Annotated in this window: 14 protein-coding genes; 10 read left to right on the top strand and 4 right to left on the bottom strand. The window is 74.1% G+C overall.

The window, feature by feature from the left end; translation table 11 throughout:
- The first annotated feature begins 46 nt into the window (after positions 1–46).
- The 3 genes from ACF07N_RS01385 (at position 47) to ACF07N_RS01375 (ending at position 2,756) form a co-directional block, all read left to right on the top strand.
- Positions 47–724: a uracil-DNA glycosylase gene (locus tag ACF07N_RS01385; protein ID WP_392106901.1), complete on the top strand. Its 678-nt coding sequence runs from the start codon at positions 47–49 to the stop codon at positions 722–724.
- A 2-nt stretch (positions 725–726) separates the two neighbouring features.
- On the top strand, positions 727–1,722 hold the full coding sequence (locus ACF07N_RS01380; RefSeq protein ID WP_392108721.1) for an N-acetylglucosamine kinase: 996 nt from the start codon (positions 727–729) through the stop codon (positions 1,720–1,722).
- Between the two features lie 110 nt (positions 1,723–1,832).
- Positions 1,833–2,756 carry a sirohydrochlorin chelatase gene (locus tag ACF07N_RS01375; protein WP_383328786.1) on the top strand — a complete coding sequence of 308 codons (924 nt, stop codon included), beginning with the start codon at positions 1,833–1,835 and terminating at the stop codon, positions 2,754–2,756.
- A gap of 122 nt (positions 2,757–2,878) precedes the next feature.
- Here the strand turns inward: ACF07N_RS01375 and ACF07N_RS01370 are convergent, their stop codons facing one another.
- Together ACF07N_RS01370 and ACF07N_RS01365 are read right to left on the bottom strand one after the other, a co-directional pair.
- A complete protein-coding gene (locus ACF07N_RS01370; protein ID WP_392106898.1) occupies positions 2,879–3,907 on the bottom strand; it encodes a lactonase family protein in 1,029 nt (342 codons plus the stop codon).
- A gap of 342 nt (positions 3,908–4,249) precedes the next feature.
- Entirely contained in the window at positions 4,250–5,740 is a 1,491-nt protein-coding gene (locus ACF07N_RS01365; RefSeq protein ID WP_392106895.1) for an FUSC family protein, read from the bottom strand.
- A 196-nt stretch (positions 5,741–5,936) separates the two neighbouring features.
- On the opposite strand from ACF07N_RS01365, the gene ACF07N_RS01360 reads away from it, so the two are divergent.
- From ACF07N_RS01360 to ACF07N_RS01350, 3 genes are all read left to right on the top strand, one after another.
- Positions 5,937–6,413, top strand: a complete 477-nt coding sequence (locus tag ACF07N_RS01360) for an Lrp/AsnC family transcriptional regulator (RefSeq protein ID WP_383328777.1) — start codon at positions 5,937–5,939, stop codon at positions 6,411–6,413.
- A gap of 20 nt (positions 6,414–6,433) precedes the next feature.
- Positions 6,434–7,129, top strand: coding sequence for an HAD family hydrolase (locus ACF07N_RS01355; protein ID WP_392106891.1), 696 nt, complete (start codon positions 6,434–6,436; stop codon positions 7,127–7,129).
- A gap of 165 nt (positions 7,130–7,294) precedes the next feature.
- Positions 7,295–8,059, top strand: coding sequence for a DUF4142 domain-containing protein (locus tag ACF07N_RS01350; protein WP_383328771.1), 765 nt, complete (start codon positions 7,295–7,297; stop codon positions 8,057–8,059).
- 7 nt (positions 8,060–8,066) lie between these two features.
- Here the strand turns inward: ACF07N_RS01350 and ACF07N_RS01345 are convergent, their stop codons facing one another.
- Positions 8,067–8,840, bottom strand: coding sequence for a LysR family transcriptional regulator substrate-binding protein (locus ACF07N_RS01345; protein ID WP_392106888.1), 774 nt, complete (start codon positions 8,838–8,840; stop codon positions 8,067–8,069).
- Between the two features lie 58 nt (positions 8,841–8,898).
- Here ACF07N_RS01345 and ACF07N_RS01340 point away from each other — a divergent pair, with 58 nt between their 5' ends.
- Together ACF07N_RS01340 and ACF07N_RS01335 are read left to right on the top strand one after the other, a co-directional pair.
- A complete protein-coding gene (locus ACF07N_RS01340) occupies positions 8,899–9,282 on the top strand; it encodes a DUF5997 family protein (protein ID WP_383328765.1) in 384 nt (127 codons plus the stop codon).
- 245 nt (positions 9,283–9,527) lie between these two features.
- The gene (locus tag ACF07N_RS01335) at positions 9,528–10,016 is read left to right on the top strand and encodes a hypothetical protein (RefSeq protein ID WP_392108719.1); all 489 of its coding nucleotides are present in this window, start codon (positions 9,528–9,530) and stop codon (positions 10,014–10,016) included.
- Here the strand turns inward: ACF07N_RS01335 and ACF07N_RS01330 are convergent.
- Complete coding sequence (locus ACF07N_RS01330) at positions 9,982–10,338, bottom strand: hypothetical protein (protein WP_392106884.1); 357 nt, start codon at positions 10,336–10,338, stop codon at positions 9,982–9,984. The genes ACF07N_RS01335 and ACF07N_RS01330 overlap by 35 nt on opposite strands.
- A 282-nt stretch (positions 10,339–10,620) precedes the next feature.
- On the opposite strand from ACF07N_RS01330, the gene ACF07N_RS01325 reads away from it, so the two are divergent.
- Positions 10,621–11,847, top strand: coding sequence for a GAF domain-containing protein (locus tag ACF07N_RS01325; RefSeq protein ID WP_392106881.1), 1,227 nt, complete (start codon positions 10,621–10,623; stop codon positions 11,845–11,847).
- Between the two features lie 119 nt (positions 11,848–11,966).
- Entirely contained in the window at positions 11,967–13,484 is a 1,518-nt protein-coding gene (adh, locus tag ACF07N_RS01320; RefSeq protein ID WP_392106878.1) for an aldehyde dehydrogenase, read from the top strand.
- Positions 13,485–13,571: the final 87 nt, after the last annotated feature.

Below are 13,571 nucleotides of genomic sequence, written 5' to 3'. Positions count from 1 at the left end.
GGCCACCGGTTGATCTCCGCTGCCGTTACGGCAGTAGGGTGACGCCGTGGCACCACGACCCTTGCATGAGATCGTCGAAGCGGGCTGGGCGAAGGCCCTGGAACCGGTGGCCGAACGCGTCGCCGCGATGGGGGACTTCCTGCGCGCGGAGATCGCCGCGGGACGTACGTACCTCCCGGCCGGGCCGAACGTCCTGCGGGCCTTCCAGCAGCCCTTCGACGACGTACGGGTCCTGATCGTCGGTCAGGACCCCTATCCCACCCCGGGGCACGCGGTGGGGCTGTCCTTCTCGGTGGCCCCCGAGGTGCGGCCGCTGCCGGGCAGCCTCATCAACATCTTCCGGGAGCTGCAGGCCGACCTGGGCGTGCCCCAGCCGTCGAGCGGTGACCTGACGCCGTGGACGCGGCAGGGCGTGCTGCTGCTGAACAGGGCGCTCACCACCGCCCCGCGCAAGCCCGGCGCCCACCGGGGCAAGGGCTGGGAGGAGGTCACCGAGCAGGCGATCCGGGCCCTGGCCGGGCGCGGCAAGCCCCTGGTGTCCGTTCTGTGGGGGCGGGACGCCCGCAATCTGCGCCCGCTCCTCGGCGACCTGCCCTCGGTGGAGTCCGCGCACCCCTCCCCCATGTCCGCCGACCGGGGCTTCTTCGGCTCCCGTCCGTTCAGCCGGGCCAACGACCTGCTGATGCGGCAGGGCGGCCAACCGGTGGACTGGCGCCTGCCGTGACGATGGCGCCGGAGGGCCCCGGTTTCCTCGCGGTCGACTCCGGCGGGTCCGGGCTCCGGGTGGTCGTCGGGACCGCCGGGCGCGGCCCGCTGGCCCGGTGCGCCTCCGGGGAGCCGGTCCGCACGGGTGAGCGGGGCATCGACCCCGGCCACTTCATGGCGCAACTGCTGCCGCTGGTACGGGCGCTGACCGCCGAGACCGGACCGGTGCGGCTGACGGCCGCCGCCGTCGGCGCGGCCGGGCTCGCCTCCCTCGGGGAGGCGTTGCGCGCCGAACTGCCGGGCGTCCTGGCCCGGGAGCTGGGCGTGCGGACCGTCGCCCTGGCGGCCGACGCCGTGACCGCGTACGTGGGCGCCCTCGGGCCGCGGCCCGGCGCGGTGGTCGCCGGCGGTACGGGCCTGATCGCCATCGGCACGGACCTCACGGGCTGGCGCCGCGCGGACGGCTGGGGGCACCTGCTGGGCGACTGCGGGGGCGGCGCCTGGATCGGGCGGGCCGGCCTGGAGGCCGCGCTGCGGGCCCACGACGGGCGCGACGGCGGCTCGGACCGGCTGTTCGACGACGCCGAGGAGATGTTCGGTCCCGTCACGGGGCTGCCGGCGGCGCTGTACCCGCGGCCCGACCGGCCCGCCGTCCTCGCGTCGTTCGCCCCGCGGGTCGCCGCGGCCTGCGCGGACGGGGACCCGGTCGCGGCGGGCATCCTGCGCGCGGCCGCGCGGCACATCGCCGAGTCGGCCGCCGCCGTGTGTCCCGCCGGCGGCGTGGCGCGGGTCGCCGTCACGGGCGGCCTGTTCAGGATGGGCGACCCGCTCCTCGGCCCGCTGGACGAGGAGCTGGCGCGGCGGCTCCCGGGGACCCGGCGGGTACCGGCCGCGGGTGATCCGCTGGACGGCGCCGTGCGCATGGCGGCCGAGTTGAGCGCCGGTCCGCTCACCCTGCCGGGTGATGCGGCGATGCTGACCGTGACAACCCTGTCGGGTGATGGATCGGGTGATTGAGCCGATCCCGTCCGAACCGTGCGGAACTCATCAGACAAAACAGGACGGATACCGCTCACCTGCACCCTCCCCGAACAGGGGAGCCCAGGAAACCAGTAACATGCGGCGCCATGAGTTCCCCCACTGGGCCCGCGGATGGCCTGCCCGTACGAATGCCGCGCCCCCGCCAGCCCGGACGGCACCGCCGTCCCGAGCCGCTGGTCGCTCCCGAGGGCGCGCCGGCGCTCGTCCTCGCCGTGCCGGGGACGCCCAGTAGCGCCACGCGCAGCCTCGCCGAGGAGGTCGTGAGCATCGCCCGCTCCGAGCTGCCCGGCCTCGACGCCCGGATCGGGTACCTCGACGGCGACAACGCCGAGTTCCCTACGCTGCAGACCGTGCTGGTGCACACCGCCGAGGAGCGCACGGCCCGTTACGAGCAGGCCCGCGCCGCCGGCATGGACGTCAAGCAGCCCGACGGCCCCGTCGCCGTCGTCGTGCCGCTGCTCGCCGGCCCGGACAGCGCGCTGCTGCGCCAGGTCCGCCAGGCCCTCATGGAGAGCCGGGTGGCCGCCGAGCTGACCGACGTGCTCGGTCCGCACCCGCTGCTCGCCGAGGCGCTGCACGTGCGGCTCTCCGAGGCGGGGCTCGCTCGCGCCGACCGTGCGCGGCTGTTCACGGTGGCGACCGCAGCGGACGGCATCATCCTGGCCTCCGTGGGCGGTGACGAGGCCGTGCAGGCGGCCGGCATCACCGGCATGCTGCTCGCCGCGCGCCTGGCCGTGCCGGTCATGGCGGCGGCCCTGGACCAGGAGGGCTCCATCGCGTCCGTGGCGGAGCAGCTGCGCTCCTCGGGCTCGCAGCAGCTGGCCCTGGCGCCGTACCTGATCGGCCCGGAGATCGAGCCGGGGCTGGTCGAGGAGGCGGCGAAGGAGGCGGAGTGCTCCGCCGCGGAGTCGCTCGGGCCGTACCCGGCGATCGGGAAGCTGGCTCTCGCCAAGTACACGACGGCGCTGGGCATCTCGCCGCAGCAGCCGCTGGGCGCGCCGGTTCGCTGACACCGCACGGCACGCCGCTTCGGCACGACCGAAAGGCCCGCTCCGGTTCGGAGCGGGCCTTCGTCGTGGTGAGCCGGGAGCGGGTGAGCCCGAGCGGCGTGCCGGTGCCCGGCCCGGATCCGTCAGCCGAGGACGACGCAGGAGGCGGCCGGCACCGCGATCGAGCCGCCCCGCCGCGGAATCCCGGTGTGCGGGTCCACGGCGAACCAGGTGACGTCGCCCGAGCGTTCGTTCGCCACGTACAGGAGCCCGCCGGACGCGGTGAGGGCGCGGGGCCAGTGGCCGCCGCAGGGCACGGTGGCGACGAGCCGCAGGCCGTCGCCCTCGACCGCGAGGACGGACAGCACGTCCTCACCGCGGGTGGCGGTCCACACGAAGCGGCCGTCGTCCGAGACGGCGATGCCCGACGGGTAGGCGTCGCCCGCCGGGGCGCCGGGCAGGACCGGGGTCTCGGTCAGCGGCGTCACGACGCCGGCCGCCGCGTCCCAGCGGCAGACGGTGACGGAAGGGCTGAGTTCGTTGACGACGTACGCGTGGGTGCCGTCCGGGCCGAAGGCGAGGTGGCGGGGGCCCGAGCCGGGGCGCAGGGCGGTCTCGCGGTGCAGGACGGGGGTTCCGTCCGCGAGGGCGCAGACCCGTACCGAGTCGGTGCCCAGGTCGACGCTGACGGCCCAGCGGCCGCTCGGGTCGGACTGCACCTGGTGGGCGTGCGGTCCCTGCTGGCGGGGGGTGTGGGGGCCCGCGCCGGCGTGCCGGAGCACGCCGGAGGCGGTCCGGGCGAGGGTGCCGTCGGGGCGCAGGGGCACCGCGGTGACGCTGCCGGAGCCGTAGTTGGCGGTGAGGACGTGCCCGTCGAAGAGGCCGAGGTGCGTGGGCCCGCTGCCGTCGACCGGCACGGGCGGACCGGCCGGTTCGGGCCGGTCCCCGCTCACGTCGTACGCGGCGACCGCGCCCTGGGCCGTCTCGCTGACCGCGTACAGCGTCCGCCCGTCGGGCGAGAGTGCCAGGTACGAGGGGTCGGGGACGCCGTCGAAGCCGCTCGGCTCGGTGAGCGCGCCGTCGGCCGGGTCGACCCGCGCGGTCACGATGCCGGGGCCTCCGGCCGCCGTGAACGATCCGATGAACGCCCGCTGCCGACCGCCGTCCGCCACGCTGACCCCTCTCGCCGTGTGCCGTCCGGGTGGACCGCGCAGCCGATCATGCGCGGTCTAGACCAAGGGGTCAAGGGCGACGGGGCCGACTCGGTTCGCCGGCCGACGGGCGACTCGGTCCGACCAGACGCGGGAGGGGGCGGCCGCACCCCCCTGCGGCCGCGGGAACGCGGTGCGGGCCGACGGAAAGCGGTGCGGGTTACCGGGACGCCGTGCGGGCCACCGGGACGCCGTGCGCGCAGTGGTGCCACTCGGGGCGGCACGGCCATGAGGGAGTCCCCGGGTGACCTTCGTCCCCTGGGGACTCGCCCCCACCGCACCGACGACAGGGCGCCGCCCGGCTCATGCCCCCACGAGCGGCGACCCCGGCGGCGTACGCAGGGGGCGGGCGAGTTCGGCCAGGGCCCGTTCCAGTCCGTGCAGGTGTGCCAGCGCGGGTTCCGTGACCGACGGTCCGTCGGCGTGAACGGCGATGTCCCGGCCCTCGGTGAGGGCCTCGACCGCGGCCTCCACCCGCCGGCAGGCGGTGGCCAGGCGGGCGTCGTGCGAGGCCTCCGGGTCGGCCGCGACGGCGACCAGGCCGCGGATCTCGCGGGCGCAGTCGTCGAGGAGGTCCAGGACGTGCCGGGCGCGGCGCTTGCGGCCGAGCATCGGGTTCAGGGGGTGCACCAGCGGGGCGACGGAGAGCCGCACCCGGGCGAGGAGCTGTTCCAGCTCGGCCACCCGGGGGGCCGGATCGGCGTCCGGCGCGCCCGCGAGCCGCCGGGCGGTCTCCACGGCGCAGGCGTGCACGCAGTGCAGGGCCCGCCGGATCCAGGCGTCGGTGACGCTGTGCGTGGTGACGGGCAGGACGAGGACGACGGCCAGCGCCGCTCCGAGCGCCCCGACGCCGGTCTCGGCGAGCCGCAGCGCGAGCAGGCCGGGACCGAGCACCCCGAGCAGGCCGTAGAGCAGCCCGGCCAGCAGGGTCACCCAGAGCATCATCCAGGTGTAGGACACGGCGGCCGTGTAGAAGATGCCGAAGACGCAGAGGGCGGCGAGGGCTGCCGTCACGGCCGGGTCGCCCTGCACCGGCAGGGCGACGACCAGGCCGAGCCCGATGCCGATGACCGTGCCGAGCACCCTGCGGAAGCCGCGGACCAGGGTCTCGCCCCTTGAGGTCGTGTTGACGAAGATCCACCAGGTGGCGCCGACGGCCCAGTACCAGCGCTGTCCGGACAGCAGCTGCCCGACGACCAGGGCGAAGCCCGCCCCGGCGGTCGCCTGGATCGCCTGGCGGGTCGTCACCCGGGCCAGGCCGGTGCCGCCCGGCGGGGCGGGCACGGCGGGCGGGGGCAGGCGGCGCTCGTAGCACCACAGGCCGAACCGGACCGCGGCGGCGGCCAGGACGGACAGCAGGACCGCGGCGTACAGCTCGGGCAGCTGGCCGGTGGTGGCGTGCAGGAACTGCGCCACGAAGAAGGTCATGAACGCGAACACGCCGAGGCTGTGCCCGCGCGGGCCCCAGCGCCGGGCGTAGACGCCCGCACCGACCACGGCGAGGAAGGTGAGGTCGCGGGCCACCAGGTGGTCGTGGAGCTGGGCCGCGGCGGTGAGCACGGGCAGGCCGACGGCGGGCAGCAGCGCGGTGGTGACCGCCTGGCCGCGGACCGTGGCGTCGGTGACGGTGAACAGGGCGAGCAGGGCGGCGAGACCGCCGGTGACGGCCCCGGTGAGGGAATGCCCGGCGAGGCCGCACGCGACGACCGCGAGCGTGATGCCGAGCACGGCGCGCGCGGCGAACCGCAACCGCGTCCGCCCCGGATCCGGAGCCGTGAACACCCTCTTCAGCACCGCTTACCGCCCCCTTCGCGCATGGACAGGAATGAGCATGAAAAAGGCGCCGCGGGGTCCGCAGCGCCATCGACCCCTCCATATCAGCACCTCGGGCACCACTGGCTCAACAGGCCTCGTCTAGACTGGGCCATTGGTACAGGACGGGCGGCCGAGAGGCGGCCGTCGCAGAGCCAACGGACGAGGAGGGCGCGGCATGCCCGTGGACGACCTCGACACCCGCATCCTGCGCCTGCTGCTGGAGCAGCCGCGCACGAGCGTGCGCGAGTACGCCCGGATCCTCGGTGTCGCCCGGGGCACGCTGCAGGCACGGCTCGACCGGCTGGAACGCGAGGGCGTGATCACCGGCACCGCACCGGCCCTCTCCCCCGCCGCGCTCGGGCACCCGGTGCTCGCGTTCGTGCACATCGAGGTCACGCAGGGCCATCTCGACGAGGTGGGTGACGCGCTGGCCGCGGTGCCCGAGATCGTCGAGGCGTTCTCCATCACGGGCGGCGGCGACCTGCTGGCCCGCGTCGTGGCGCGGGACAACGCACACCTGGAGGACGTCGTCCAGAAGCTGATCAGCATGCCCGGGGTCGTACGCACCCGCACCGAGGTGGCGCTGCGCGAGCGGGTGCCCCACCGGCTGCTGCCGCTGGTGGAGTCGATCGGCCGGTCCACCCGCCGATGATCTTTTGAGAGCATGGCGGCATGAGCACGCTCCGCGGAACTTCGGTCATCTTCGATCTCGACGGAACGCTCGTGGACAGCGAGCCGCATTACTTCGAGGCGGGCCGGCAGACCCTCGCCGCGTACGGCGTCACGGACTTCACCTGGGCGGACCACGAGCGGTACGTCGGCATCAGCACCCAGGAGACCGTCGCGGACTGGAAGGACCGCTACGGGCTGCCCGCGTCCGTGGACGAACTGCTGGCCGCGAAGAACCGCCGTTACCTGGAACTGGCCCGCGGCTCGGCGCGCGCCTACCCGCAGATGCGGGCGTTCGTCGAACTGCTGGCGGCCGAGGGCGTCCCCATGGCCGTGGCCTCCGGCTCGTCCCCTGAGGCCATCGCCGCGGTGCTGACCGGCACCGGACTGGACGCGCACCTGCGCACCGTGGTCTCCGCCGACGAGGTGCCGCACGGCAAGCCGGCCCCCGACGTCTTCCTGGAGGCGGCCCGCCGGCTCGGTGCCTCCCCGGCCGACTGCGTGGTGCTGGAGGACGCCGCCCCGGGCGCCGCCGCGGCGCACGCGGCGGGCATGCGGTGCATCGCGATCCCGTACGTCCCGGCGCAGGCGGACGCACCGGAGTTCGCCACCGCGGCCCTTCTCCTGCGCGGCGGGCAGCGGGAGTTCACGGCTCGGTCCGCCTACGAGTGGCTCGCGGACTCGGCACGCCCCGTGTGAAGGACGCCTCTCCCGACCCGTGCACCGGCGCGCGGTACCCGGTGCCGTCGCGCCGGCGCCACCGGGTACCGCACGTCACACCAAGTTTTTCGCGGCAGGAGTGATTGTTTCGCTCCCGGCGTCCGTACCTCTGGGTGTTGGGCCGTTCATATCCCAGGAGGCACGATGCGCATCTCGCGCAGCACGGCAGGAACCGCGTTCGTGGGCGGTGCGTTGATCCTTACGCTCTCCGCGCTCGCCTACCCCAGCATGCTGGGCGTGCAGAACGCGGCTTCCGGGCAGGACCGCATCATCGCCAACACCCAGTGGGGTCCGCTGACCGAGGCCGACCGCGACTTCGTGGTGCGGGTGCGCGCGGCCGGGCTGTGGGAGTACCCGCTCGGGCAGATGGCGATGGCGAAGGGCACGACACCGGCGATGAAGGAAGTCGCCAAGCACCTCCTGGTGGGACACGGCCGCCTCGACGCGACGTGCCGCAAGCTCGGCACGGACCTGGGCATCACCCTGCCGAACGAGCCGTCCCCGCAGCAGCAGCAGTTCGTGGCGACGGCGGAGGGCGCGACCGGCAAGGAGTTCGACTCGACGGCGGTGACCATCATGCGCGTCGCGCACGGCAGCATCTTCCCGACCGTCGCCAAGATCCGGGCCACCACCCGCAACAGCCTCGTGCGGGAACTCGCCGACCAGACCAACGACACCGTGCTGGACCACATCTCGATCCTGGAGAAGACCGGCCTGGTCAATCACGAGCAGGTCGCGTTCCAGATCACCGCCCCGGCGAAGCTGCCGCAGGACCAGACGACGCCGCCGCCCCCGCAGGCGGGTGCGCCGGTCCGGGTGCTGCCGGTCCCCGAGGACCTGAAGGACTTCCAGACGGTCGCGCCCAACCCGTCGTTCGCGCAGCCGCAGCCGTCTCCCACGGCGGGCTGAGCGGGGACTACGACCGGCGGCGGGGCCTGCCCCGCTTGCCGCCGCCCCCGGTGGCTCCGCCGGACGTGCCGCCGCGCCGGTTCGCGGCCGGCTTCCCGGCGCCCGCCGGCTTCCGGCGGGTCCCGTCCCGGTCCCCGCGCCCGGACTTCCCCTGCGCCGCGGGCGGGGTACGGCCCCGGGTGCTGTTGACCGTGCGGCCGCGGACGACGCCGATGAAGTCCTCCACCTCGTCGGTCGTCGCGTCCTCGGGCCAGGACAGGGCGACGCTCGACTCGGGGGCGCCGGTGAGGGGCCGGTGGGTGAGGTCCTTGCGGTGGTGGAGGCGGGCGAGCGACAGCGGGAGGATCAGGACGCCGATGCCCGCCGCGACCAGCTCGACGGCGTCTGCCGTGGTGGCGGGGCGTTCGAGGGCGGGCCGTCCGGGCAGCCCCCGTTCCCAGTCGAGGACGTCGTCGAGGGGGTGCAGCACGATGTCGTCGGCCAGGTCCTCGGGCGTCACCTCGTCGGCCGCCGTGACGAGGTGGTCCTTCGGGACGACGACGACCGTCTGCTCGGTGTAGAGGGGGATCGCGCTGAAGACCGCGCGGTCCACGGGCAGCCGGACGAGACCCGCGTCGGCCTCCCCGTCCCGCAGCCGCCCGGCCGCGTCCGCGGCGGGCACCTGCGTGAGGGTCAGCGGGACGCCGGGATGCCGCTCGTTCCAGACGCGCACCCACTTGTCGGGCATCACCCCGGGGACGTACACGAGCCGGAACGAGGGGGGAACTTCCGAGCCTGTCACCTGGCCAGGTTACCGGCCGTGGTCAGGGCTCGCGCACACGCTCGATACGCTGGGTGCCATGACGTCGCACCAGAGCACCCAGACGATGAAGCCCGCCACCGCGGCGAAGAAACTGGGTGTGTACCTCGAGGCCACCCCCGCCGAGTTCCGGGAGGGTGTCGTCTCACGCGCCGAGCTGAACGAGCTCCAGGCGAACCCGCCGCAGTGGCTGCAGGACCTGCGGCGCGACGGCCCGCACCCCCGGCCCGTGGTCGCGGCGAAGCTCGGTGTCTCCATCGCCGGCCTGGCCCGCGGGGGTGTCACCGAGGCTCTCACCACCGAGCAGATCGAGGCCCTGAAGCAGGAGAGCCCCGAGTGGCTGGTGCGGGAGCGCGCCACCCAGGCCGAGGTCCGCAAGGAGGCGGCCCGCATCAAGAAGAAGCAGGCCGAACGCAACGGCTGACCTCCCGCCGGGGCAGGACGCGCCCGGAGTTGACCGGGGGCTTTCGGGCCGGCACCTTCGCGTGCCCCCTTTCGACCGGGACGTGGACCTGCGCAAACGCCACGTCGCGCCACCCCTTCCAGCCCGTAGAAATATCTACGACCATGGAGGCGACCGGGCGGCACGCGGAATCCCGCGCGTCACCGGCCCGTGTCCCGCGTCCCGCGCGCGCCACCGCGGCGCCGCCGACTGTGCCTGGGGTGGCCATGCAGAGCGTCATGTGGAAGCAAGCCGTCGAGTGGCTCGCCGCGGCCGCCACGGACCCCCAGGAGTGCAAGCGCGAGTGGGACTACGGCACGGGCACGGCCCTCGTGGAGGCCGGGCGGTACTGGGACGTGCTCAGCGTGCCCGACCGGCTGGGCCTGCTCGCGCTGGACCTGCTGTGGCGCGACCCGTTGCGGGTGCCGGGCCCCACGCTGGTGGACTCCGCCGCGCGCAGAGTGGGGTTCTTCCTGCCACCGGATCCGGTCAGCGAGTGGGTGGGGTCCGGTGTCCGGCACCTCGGCCGCGGCTCCTGGGTCGCGGTGCCGCCCCCCTACCGTCCGGCCGGCCGGCTGGAGTGGCTCGCCCCGCCGGACGGCACCGGCGCGCTGCACGCGCCCGGCACCCTGGAGTCGGCCCTGCGCGAGGCCACCGGCACGCTCGCCGTGCTGGCGCCGGTCAGCGCGGAGCCGGTGGTGCCGGACGGGTGGTGAGACGGGCGGCACCCGGGCTCACGGGCCGGTCGGGCCCCGGCCTGAGTCCGCTCACGGCACCCCCCGACGCGGCGACCGGACCCATGTGCGGACCGGCCGGCCAGGAGGGCACGGCGGTCCACGTCTCGCTGTCGGCCGGCGCGGCGAAGGAGACCCACTGGCCGTCGCGGTGCTCCGGCACCGCGTTGCCTCTGGCCTCCCACTCGGCGACCAGGGCCGCGTAGATCGGCGGATGGCCCGCGTAGGCGGTGGTGATCTCGGCGTACGGACGGGGCGCGGCGTCGTTCCGTGGAAGGCGCCGCGCCGTGTCAGTGCTGTCCATGCCAGGGCAACGTGGCGCCGTGCGCCGGTGGTACGCGGGTAGGACGGCGTCCGTCGGGTCGAGTGAACCCGTCACCCGTACGGCGGCACCCGGGCACCGGACAAACATCCCGTCAGGCGGTCGCCCGTTCAGACCGGCGTCGATTCCCGGCCGTTCGGTCACTTTCGAGCCATCAGTCGTACGAAGAGGCACATTCCGCCGCGTCCGGGTTCTCGACCGGGCCGGGAGTGTCCGGTCACACTGACCCCACGCCGAGAACCGGTTCGACGGCAGGGAGAGGCCATGTCACAGCGCCCTGACCTCCGCCGGCGCAGGGCCGTGCTGGAGCACGAGTGGTCCCGGTGGGTGCCGCGGCTGAGCGTCCCGGGGACGCGGCCGGGCGGCACCACCGCGCTGCGCCACGAGGTGACCGAGTCCTGGGCGCGTTCGCTCGGCAGTGTGGACCCCGGCCGGGACAGCGCCCCGGTCACCGACGGCGTCCCGGTCCACCAGCGCTGGACGTCCTCACCGCTGTACCGGCCGGTGTCCGCGCTCGCCGGCGAGCTGCGCAGCATCGCCGAGGACGCCGGGTTCGTCACGGCTGTCACGGACGAGTCCGGCACCATCCTGTGGACCTGCGGCGGGGCGACCATGCGCCGCCGGGCCGAGCGCGTCAACTTCGCCCCGGGCGGCCGCTGGGACGAGCAGGCCATGGGCACCAACGCCCTGTCCCTCGCCCTGCGCACCGGCCGGCCGAGCTCGGTCTTCGCGGCCGAGCACCTGGTGTCGGCCCTGCACGGCTGGGTCTGCTACTGCGCTCCCGTGCACAGCCCGGACGGCCGGGTCCTCGGCGTCCTGGACCTGTCCACCACCTGGGACCGGTCGCACCCGCTGGCCATGTCGACCGTGCGGACGCTGGTGTCCACGATCGAGGCCCGCCTCGGCACCGAGGCGGCGTCCCGTCCGGGCCAGGTGCGGCTGACCTGCCTGGGCGCCGCGCGTGTCGTGCGTGAGGGCCGTCGTCTGGCCCTGCGGCCGCGCCAGGTGGAGATCCTCACCCTGCTCGCGCTCGAACCGGACGGCTTCTCTCCGGAGCGGCTGCACGCCGCCCTGTACGGGGACCGGCCGGTCACCGCGTCCACCTTCAAGGCGGAGGTCTCCCACCTGCGCCGCGCGCTCGGCGGGGGCGTCTCGCCCCGCCGCTACGCCCTCACCGCCCCGGTGTCCTGCGACGCGGCCGACGTGCTGCACGCGCTGGAGCAGGGCGACACGGACACCGCCCTGCGTCTGTACGGCGGCCCGCTGCTGCCACGCTCGCAGGCGCCCGGCGTCGAGGAGTGGCGCACCCGCCTCGAGGTGGCCGTGCGGGAGGCCGTGCTGGGGAGCACGCGCCCGGAGCACGCCCTGCGCTTCGGCGAACGGGCGCCGTACGACGCGGAGATCCACGAGCACGCGCTGCGGCTGCTGGAACCGCGGGACACCCGCCGGGCGATCGCCGCGGGACGGCTGTCGGCGGCGCTGCGCGACTGACGGCGGGGGGCGAGCGACGGCCGGACGCGGCGCCAACCTTGCGCCAACCCGCCGCGAGCACAGTGAGGGCGTCACGACGGCGTGGCCGTCACCCGCCCTGCCCCCGGAGGAGAGCCGCCATGGTGTACGCGCAGCCAGGAACGGACGGAAGCATCGTCAGCTTCGCCCGGCGCTACGACAACTTCATCGACGGCGACTGGGTGGCCCCCGTCGAGGGCCGCTACTTCGAGAACCCGACCCCCGTCACCGGCAAGGTCTTCTGCGAGGTGGCCCGCTCCTCCGCGGCCGACGTCGACCTCGCCCTGGACGCGGCCCACCGGGCGGCCGACCGATGGGGCCGGACGTCGACCACCGAGCGCGCCAACGTCCTGAACCGCATCGCGGACCGCATCGAGCAGCACCTGGAGAAGATCGCGGTCGCCGAGACCTGGGAGAACGGCAAGCCGGTGCGCGAGACCCTGGCGGCGGACATCCCGCTGGCCGTGGACCACTTCCGGTACTTCGCCGGCGTGGTCCGGGCGCAGGAGGGCAGCATCGCGGAGATCGACGCCGACACCGTCGCCTACCACTTCCACGAGCCGCTGGGCGTGGTCGGCCAGATCATCCCGTGGAACTTCCCCATCCTGATGGCCGCCTGGAAGCTGGCCCCCGCGCTGGCCGCCGGCAACTGCGTGGTCATCAAGCCGGCCGAGCAGACCCCGGCCAGCCTGCTCTACGTCGTCGGCCTGATCGCCGACCTGCTCCCGCCCGGCGTGCTGAACGTGGTCAACGGCTTCGGCGTGGAGGCGGGCAAGCCGCTGGCGTCCAGCCCGCGCGTGGCGAAGGTGGCGTTCACCGGCGAGACCACGACCGGCCGCCTGATCATGCAGTACGCGAGCGAGAACATCATCCCCGTCACGCTGGAACTGGGCGGCAAGAGCCCGAACATCTTCCTGCCCGACGTGATGGCCGCCGACGACGACTTCCTGGACAAGGCCGTCGAGGGCTTCGTGATGTTCGCGCTGAACCAGGGCGAGGTGTGCACCTGCCCGTCCCGGGCCCTGGTCCCGTCGTCGATCTACGACGCGTTCATGGCCCGCTGCGTCGAACGCACGAAGGCCATCGTCGCCGGCGACCCGCTGGACCCGGCCACGATGATCGGCGCGCAGGCGAGCAACGACCAGTACGAGAAGATCCTCTCCTACCTCGACATCGGCAGGAAGGAGGGCGCCGAGGTCGTCACGGGCGGCAGTTCCCGGACGGTTCCCGGTCTTGAGGGCGGCTACTACATCGAGCCGACCATCTTCCGCGGCACCAACGACATGCGGATCTTCCAGGAGGAGATCTTCGGCCCGGTCGTCTCGGTCACCACCTACGACTCGGTCGACGAGGCCCTGAAGATCGCCAACGACACGCTGTACGGCCTGGGCGCGGGCGTCTGGACCCGCGACGGCAACACGGCCTACCGGCTGGGCCGGGAGATCAAGGCGGGCCGTGTGTGGACCAACTGCTACCACGCCTACCCGGCCCACGCGGCCTTCGGCGGCTACAAGAAGTCGGGCATCGGCCGCGAGACGCACAAGATGATGCTGGACCACTACCAGCAGACGAAGAACATTCTTGTTTCATACAGTCCGAAGAAACTTGGGTTCTTCTAGAGACGCAAGTTGGGTGCCTGGGAGGGCTTTACCCTTTCAGGCACCCTTCGAACTGCAGCCACCATCCATGACCGTTCATGCAACCTT

It is taken from the genome of Streptomyces sp. NPDC015242 (assembly GCF_043079125.1).
GTDB lineage: Bacteria > Actinomycetota > Actinomycetes > Streptomycetales > Streptomycetaceae > Streptomyces.
This window is presented reverse-complemented; position numbering and strand designations above follow the sequence as displayed.